Source organism: Stenotrophomonas sp. RIT309, assembly GCF_000632045.1.
GTDB classification, from domain to species: Bacteria; Pseudomonadota; Gammaproteobacteria; order Xanthomonadales; family Xanthomonadaceae; genus Stenotrophomonas; species Stenotrophomonas indicatrix.
On sequence record NZ_JFYS01000026.1, the window covers coordinates 22,943 to 29,477 of the forward strand.

Genomic DNA, 6,535 nt, shown 5'->3' on the forward strand with positions numbered 1-6,535 from the left:
AGCTGCCTCGTATCAGAGCGAATCCAGCATCGAATCGGCGTTGGACGGCACCTTCACCTTGCTCTTCTTGGCGAAGGTCACAGCCGACTTGGTCGAGCCGTACAGGCCCTTGATGAAGCCCGGCGATTCCTTGGCAACCCAGGCACCGGCGGCCAGCTTGCGGCCAACGGTGGCCATCTGGGTGGCGCCCAGGTTCTTCATGCCGGCCGCAAAGCCGCTGGCTTCGCCGCTCAGCTTCTGTGCTTCGGCAGCCGAGGCCAGCAGCGAGACCAGGCCTTCGGCGTAGTGCTGCTTGGATTCAGCGTTCAGTTCCGGCTGTGCGGCCTGGCGCTCGTCGATGGCGGCCTGGGCGGCTTCGCTGACCGACACCGACTTCTTCATCGCATCGACGTTCACCGAACCGGACGACAGCGCCTGGCGCTCGGCTTCCAGCAGCTGCACCTGCTCGGCCAGGCCGAAGGCACGGGCGAAGGAGGTCTGTGCCTGCAGCGAGTGCGACTGCGAGCTGACGAAACGACGGACCAGCGCTTCCTGCGCGGCCTCGTCCGGAGCGGCAGCGCTGGCGCTGCTGCTGGAGGTGCCGGTGGCGCCGCCGGCCAGGTCCTTCAGCTTGCCGAACTGGGCGTGGGCCGGCATCGACAGGGTGGCGGCCGCGATGGCCACGACGAGAGCGGTATTACGGATCATGGAAGAGTCCTTTGGGAGAGACGGCCGCAATGCGGCGCGCGGGATCGGGGATAGCAGCGGGTCAGTGCCGAGCACGCTCGGCACCCACCAGGGCCGGTAACGCCGGGCCATGCCCGGCGAGCGCAGCGGTAACGTCAGCGGACCGCCTTGACGTTCAGTTCGTTGATCATCTGCTGGGCGGCCTTTTCGGCAGCCAGCTGCAGTGCATTGGTGCGGGCGACGGTTTCGTTCGGGCCGGTACCGGAGAACTGCACCGGGCCCACCGACGACACGGTGCGCGGGAAGCGACCGGTCACGTCCAGCACCTTGCCGGTGACAGTGACGAACACGCGGGTGTTGCCGCTGGCCGGATCACGGTCGCGCATGCCGACGTCGAGGGTACCGACGGCAATGTACGGGATGTTCGCCGCACGGATGCCGTTGGCGGTATCGCGCAGGGTGGCCGCGGAGAGATCGTTGCCGGTGCTGAAGTCCTTGCGGATGCGCTCGATGCTGAGCAGGCCGCGCGACTCGCCTTCCACGTATTCGGCTTCAACCACTTCGTAGCCGGCGGCGCTGAAGGCACCGGTCATGGCCGTGTTGACTTCGGCGGCGTTGGCCACCTTCCAGCTGATGTTGTCGCTGCGGGCGGTGGTGCTGCCGCCGCTGGTGACCGACACCGAGCCGTTCTGGTTGATGCTGCCGTTGGTGCTGACCGAGTTGCCGCGGAAGCTGTCGCCCTCACGGGTGTTCTCGCTGTAGCTGCTGCTGGCGTCGACGCGGCGGTATTCCTTGTCCTGGAACGACTGCACGGTGTCCTGCGAGCGCGCCATGAACAGGAAGGTCAGCAGCGAGCGCTGTGCGGCGGTGGCACCGGCCACGGCCGAACCGGCATCCAGCTTGGTCTGCAGCAGGGTGGTGTTGATTTCGGCGCGGACGGTGACGCTGTAGGTCTTGGCCTTCTTGTCTTCGTTGTCCGACAGCTGCACGGCGCTGAGCACGTAGCGGTCGATTTCACCGAGGAACTCGGCGCGACGCGATTCGAACAGGCGCAGCTTGGCCGCACCGGATTCGGCGATGTACGCCTCCAGTGCATTGGCCTTGGCCTTGTTCAGGGCCTGCGCACGGGTATCGGCACTCAGGCGCAGGCTGTAGCTGGCCGAACCGGTACCGCGCGAGCTGGCGGTCTGCGCGGCGACCGGCGAGGCCACCGCCAGGGCGATGAGGATGAGCAGGATGGTACGCATCAGCGACATGATTTGATCAACTCCTGGAGGGCTTGGGTCTGTTGCTGCAGCGGGCGTCCGCCTGGCTTCTGCTCGTCCAGCCAGGCGCGCGAGTCGGCGCGCTTGGCGGCGGCGCCGGCGAAGGCATCGAAGCCGGCCAGCAGGGTTTCGTAGCTGGCCGACCACTGGTCGACCTGCCACTGCGTGACCGGCACCACCTTGGTGGCGCCCTTGCGCAGCGGCTGTTCGAAGTACACCTTGCCGGAGAACGGCTCGGTGACCTTGGCGGTGAAGAACGCGCCGAACAGCATCGTCTTCATCGCCGGCGTTTCACTGATGACGCCGTTCTTCAGCGCATCCACCTGCAGGCTGATGACGTAGTCGGCCTCGGGGATCTTCAGCTGGTAGACCTTGCCGTCGGCAAAGCGCGCGGCCATGGCACCGCCGATCACCTGGCCCGAGGCCGGCGGCAGCAGGCCGACACCGGTATTGGACGACAGCGTCTTGGACAGCTCATGGGCCAGCGTGGCGCGCAGCGGACCGGCCCACTTCGGGTCGGGCAGCTTGGCCAGCGTGGCGTCGGACAAGGTCACCGCACCCACCTGCAGGCGACGCGTGGCCGCTTCCGGCAGCTTGGCCTGGGCCAGGGTGGTGGCCAGCACCTGCGACAGGCTGGTATCGGCACCGCCGTACAGCAGATCGGCGACGATCGCATCGATATCGTCGCTGTCCGGGCGGTACTCCTGCACGTCGATGCGCTGCAGGGTAAGCGGATAGGAGGCGATCACCTGGCGCTCGCGGAAATCGAAGAACAGCGCCTGCAGTGCCACTTCCACCAGCACCTTGTACTGGTCGCCGATCGGTTCGACCGATACCAGCTCGCGGTCCAGCGCAGCGGCCAGCACCACGGCACTGGTGGTGCCATCGAGCATCGCCACCGGCTGGTCGATCAGTTCCAGGTTGGCCGGCGCGCGGCGCTTGAGCGCCTGTGCCAGGGTCTGGTTGAGCGGAATCAGGCCACGCTTTTCCAGCACGGCATGCGCATGCGGGGTGGTCGCCTGTACGGCGGCGGCGTCAGCGGTATAGGCAAAGCCGGCCCAGTAGGCCTGCTGCGATTTGTCTGCGGCCTGGCTGGCCAACGGCCATACGGCCAGGCACAGGGCATAGGCAAGCAGGCGCGCAAAAGCGCGCGGTGCGCTCTTCGTCCTTGAAAACATCCAACCGCTCCTCGGTCACGACACACGAATGACAGGCGCGAACACGCCCGCTGGGCGCGAAACATAGCCGCTCCGGGGCAAACCGACAAGTGCTGACCTTGTCGGCTTCAATTTTCCTGCGGCAGGCCGGCCCGTTGCCGCAGCAGGGTCCGCTCTGCCTGGTTCTGGCTCAACGCCGCTGCCGAGGCGAATGCGTCACGCGCGTCCTGCTCCCGCCCCAACTGCTGCAGCAGTTCGCCGCGCACCACCATCAGCGGTGCGTAGCCCTGCAGCCGTGGCTCATCCAGCAGCGGCTGCAATAGTGCCCATGCCGCGAACGCGCCTTCGCTGCGCGACACCGCCACCACCCGGTTCAATGCCACCACCGGCGATGGCATTACCTGCAGCAGCTGCGCATACAGTGCAGCGATGCGCGCCCAGTCGGTGTCTTCGGCACGCCGCGCACTGGCATGGCAGAAGGCGATCCGCGCCTGCAGCACATAGGGGTCATCGCCGCCACCCGCCGACACCGCACGCGCCAGTGCCTGCTGGCCGCGTTCGATCTGCAGCCAGTCCCAGCGCGCCCGGTTCTGCTGGTCCAGCAGGATCGGCGCACCCTGCGCATCCACCCGTGCCGCCGCGCGCGAGGCCTGCAGTTCCATCAGCGCCAACAGGCCCAGTACCGGCGGCACCGGCATGCGATGGGCGAGGATGCGCGCCAGCCGCAGCGCCTCGGCGCACAGCGCCGGTCGCATCCAGTCGTCGCCTGCACTGGCTGCATAGCCTTCGTTGAACACCAGGTAGATCGCCTCCAGCACCGAGGCCAGTCGCTCCGGCAATGCATCAGCACGCGGCACTTCGTAGGGGATCTGCTTCTGCGCCAACGTGCGCTTGGCACGCACGATGCGCTGGGCGATGGTCGGCTCCGGCTGCAGGAACGCGCGGGCGATCTCGGTCGTGGTCAGCCCGCCCAGCAGGCGCAGGCTCAGCGCCACCCGCGCGTCGGCAGGCAGGACTGGATGGCAGGCCACGAACATCAGCCGCAGCAGGTCATCGCCGATGTCGTCTTCCAGCGCCTGGCTGTCGTCGGGCGCGGGCAATGCGGCCGGATGCAGTTCCTCCCCCCATTGCGCATGCTGCTGCGCCACCCGACGGTGCTGGCGCAGCACATCGATGGCGCGGTTGCGCGCGGTGGTCATCAGCCAGGCTCCAGGATTGTCCGGGATGCCCTGCACCGGCCAACGCTCCAGCGCGGCCAGCCAGGTGTCCTGGGCCAGCTCTTCGGCACGACCGACATCGCCGCCGAGCAGGCGCGCCAGGCGCGCGATCAACACTGGCGATTCCATCCGCCAGAGGGTGTCCAGGCGCTGGCTCAGGGCGGGCTCGTGCATGCGCCGATCACAGCATGCGGGCCCGGCCCGCACAAGCGCCGGCGTTCACGCTTCCACGATCGGCTTGAAGCCGCCCCAGAACATGCGCTTGGTATCGAACGGCATGTCCTTCGGGCCGATATGCGCCAGCCGCGGGTCGGCCATCACCTTCTTGTTGATGCGGTCGCGCGCGGCACGCGTGCGGAACACCACGAAGGCCACGATCACCGTTTCGCCCGGCTTGAGCTTCACCGCCTGCGGGAACGAGGTCGATTTCCCGGGTTGCACGTCATCGGCCACGCATTCCATGTACTGCAGCGCGCCATGGTCCTTCCACACTGCGCCGGCCTGGCGGGCAAGGCGGCGATAGGCCGCCACCTTGTCCTGCGGGCACGGCAATACGTAAGCATCCACGTAAGCCATGGGGATTCTCCCTGCGGCGGCCGCTCAGCCCGGCTCGCCATCCATGTGTGCGATTTCCCAGAGATGTCCATCCAGGTCCTGGAAGCCGCGCTGGTACATGAAGCCGTAGTCGCGCCCCGGCTGCGGTTCGCTGGCACCGGCGGCCAGCGCCTTGTCCACCATGGCGTCCACCGCCTTGCGGCTGTCAGCCGACAGGCAGGTGATCACCTCGGTCTGCGCATGCGCATCGGCGATGCCCTTGGTGGTGAACTGCTGGAAGAACGGCTTGACCAGCAGCATCACGAAGATGCTCTCGCTGACCACCATGCAGGCGGCGTTCTCGTCGGTGAAGGCCGGGTTGAAGCTGTAGCCCAACGCGGCGAAGAACGCCTTGGCTTTTTCCAGATCCTGCACGGGCAGGTTGACGAAGATCATCTGCGGTTGCGGTGTACTCATCGGTGCGGTTCCCTGCGATGGATGGAGAAAAGGAAAATCAGGGCTGCTTCATGCAGTTGACCATCCACGGCTTGCCGTAGCGGTCGGTCAACATGCCCCAGCGGTGGGCCCAGAAGGTTTCGGCGATCGGCATCTGCACCTGGCCACCCTCGGCCAGCGCCGCGAAAACGCGCTCGGCTTCTTCGATGCTGTCCACGTCGACGTTGATGGTGGTCGAGCCACCCTCGCCGCCGCCGGGACCATCGGCTGCCATCAGGATCGCCGCGCCGATCTCCAGCTGGCTGTGGGCCACATGGTCGAGGGTGTCGGCCGGCATTTCATTGCAGCCCGGCGAGCCGTCGGACGGCGGCATGTCGCGGTACTTCATTTCCGACGTGACCTGGCCGCCGAGTGCCTTGGCATAGAACGCCATTGCGTCGTGGGCCTGGCCGCTGAAGCCGAGGAAGGGAATCAGTTTCATGGGAATGCTCCGTAGGATGGGATGAATGCGCGACCGTACTCAGGCACGGTCGAGCTGCTCACGCAGACGCTGTTCCTGCTGCTGTAATTCAGGGGTGAAGGCTTCGCCGAAGTCTTCGGCGGAGATCAACGGGCGCAGTTCGAGGGCACCGCCCGCGCCGAAGGGCGCACGGCTGGCCCATTCGGTGGCCTCGTCCAGCGAGCGCACGTCCCACAGCCAGAACCCGGCGATCTGCTCGCCGGCCGGGCCGAACGGGCCGCTCTCGACCCGGGGCGTACCACCACCGAAATGGACGCGCCGGCCGCGCTGAGTGGCATGCAGGCCTTCCCCGGCAAGCATGATGCCGGCGGCCACCAGTTGTTCGTTGTAGGCGCCCATGGTGGCCAGTTCCTGTTCGCTGGGCATGCGCCCGGCTTCGGAATCGGCGTTGGCTTTGACGATCACCATCACTTTCATTGCGGTCTCCGCTGGGCTGCGGGTGCGTGCCCTTCCCTCTTACAACGAACCAGGGGCGCGAGGATCGACACCGTCGTGCAGATTATTTTTCCTGCGGAAAGCGCGCCTTCGGCGGGGATCGGCGAACGGCGGGGCCCCTCCGTGGTGGGGTGGGGTTGGTCGCTGGAAGCTGGGTTTCCGAGTGAAGGCTGGGCGGGTGGGATTGGCGGGGACGCCGTGAATCCGTCCCCGGGATGTCTCTTATAAAAATCTGACGCCGCCGGCGAAAAGAGAGGTGGAGAATTCGGTGGTCGCCGTATGGTA

At 66.8% G+C, this 6,535-nt stretch carries 8 protein-coding genes; all 8 read right to left on the reverse strand.

What is annotated here, in order from left to right; translation table 11 throughout:
* Window positions 1-12: 12 nt before the first annotated feature.
* The 8 genes from BW38_RS06220 to BW38_RS06185 all read right to left on the reverse strand — a co-directional run bounded on the left by BW38_RS06220 (window position 13) and on the right by BW38_RS06185 (window position 6,232).
* Window positions 13-687, reverse strand: a complete 675-nt coding sequence (locus tag BW38_RS06220) for a hypothetical protein (RefSeq protein ID WP_032977073.1) — start codon at window positions 685-687, stop codon at window positions 13-15.
* Window positions 688-821: 134 nt separating this feature from the next.
* The gene (locus tag BW38_RS06215; RefSeq protein WP_025878386.1) at window positions 822-1,922 is read right to left on the reverse strand and encodes a hypothetical protein; all 1,101 of its coding nucleotides are present in this window, start codon (window positions 1,920-1,922) and stop codon (window positions 822-824) included.
* A complete protein-coding gene (locus tag BW38_RS06210) occupies window positions 1,913-3,109 on the reverse strand; it encodes a hypothetical protein (RefSeq protein WP_032977075.1) in 1,197 nt (398 codons plus the stop codon). Before BW38_RS06210 ends, BW38_RS06215 begins: the two co-directional genes overlap by 10 nt.
* A gap of 107 nt (window positions 3,110-3,216) precedes the next feature.
* Window positions 3,217-4,479, reverse strand: coding sequence for an RNA polymerase sigma factor (locus BW38_RS06205; RefSeq protein WP_032977077.1), 1,263 nt, complete (start codon window positions 4,477-4,479; stop codon window positions 3,217-3,219).
* A gap of 45 nt (window positions 4,480-4,524) precedes the next feature.
* Window positions 4,525-4,881, reverse strand: coding sequence for a DUF1428 domain-containing protein (locus tag BW38_RS06200; protein WP_025878383.1), 357 nt, complete (start codon window positions 4,879-4,881; stop codon window positions 4,525-4,527).
* Between the two features lie 24 nt (window positions 4,882-4,905).
* The gene (locus tag BW38_RS06195) at window positions 4,906-5,316 is read right to left on the reverse strand and encodes a VOC family protein (RefSeq protein WP_032977079.1); all 411 of its coding nucleotides are present in this window, start codon (window positions 5,314-5,316) and stop codon (window positions 4,906-4,908) included.
* Between the two features lie 37 nt (window positions 5,317-5,353).
* Complete coding sequence (locus BW38_RS06190) at window positions 5,354-5,776, reverse strand: VOC family protein (protein WP_025878381.1); 423 nt, start codon at window positions 5,774-5,776, stop codon at window positions 5,354-5,356.
* A 39-nt stretch (window positions 5,777-5,815) separates the two neighbouring features.
* The gene (locus BW38_RS06185; protein WP_032977081.1) at window positions 5,816-6,232 is read right to left on the reverse strand and encodes a YciI family protein; all 417 of its coding nucleotides are present in this window, start codon (window positions 6,230-6,232) and stop codon (window positions 5,816-5,818) included.
* Window positions 6,233-6,535 lie beyond the last annotated feature (303 nt).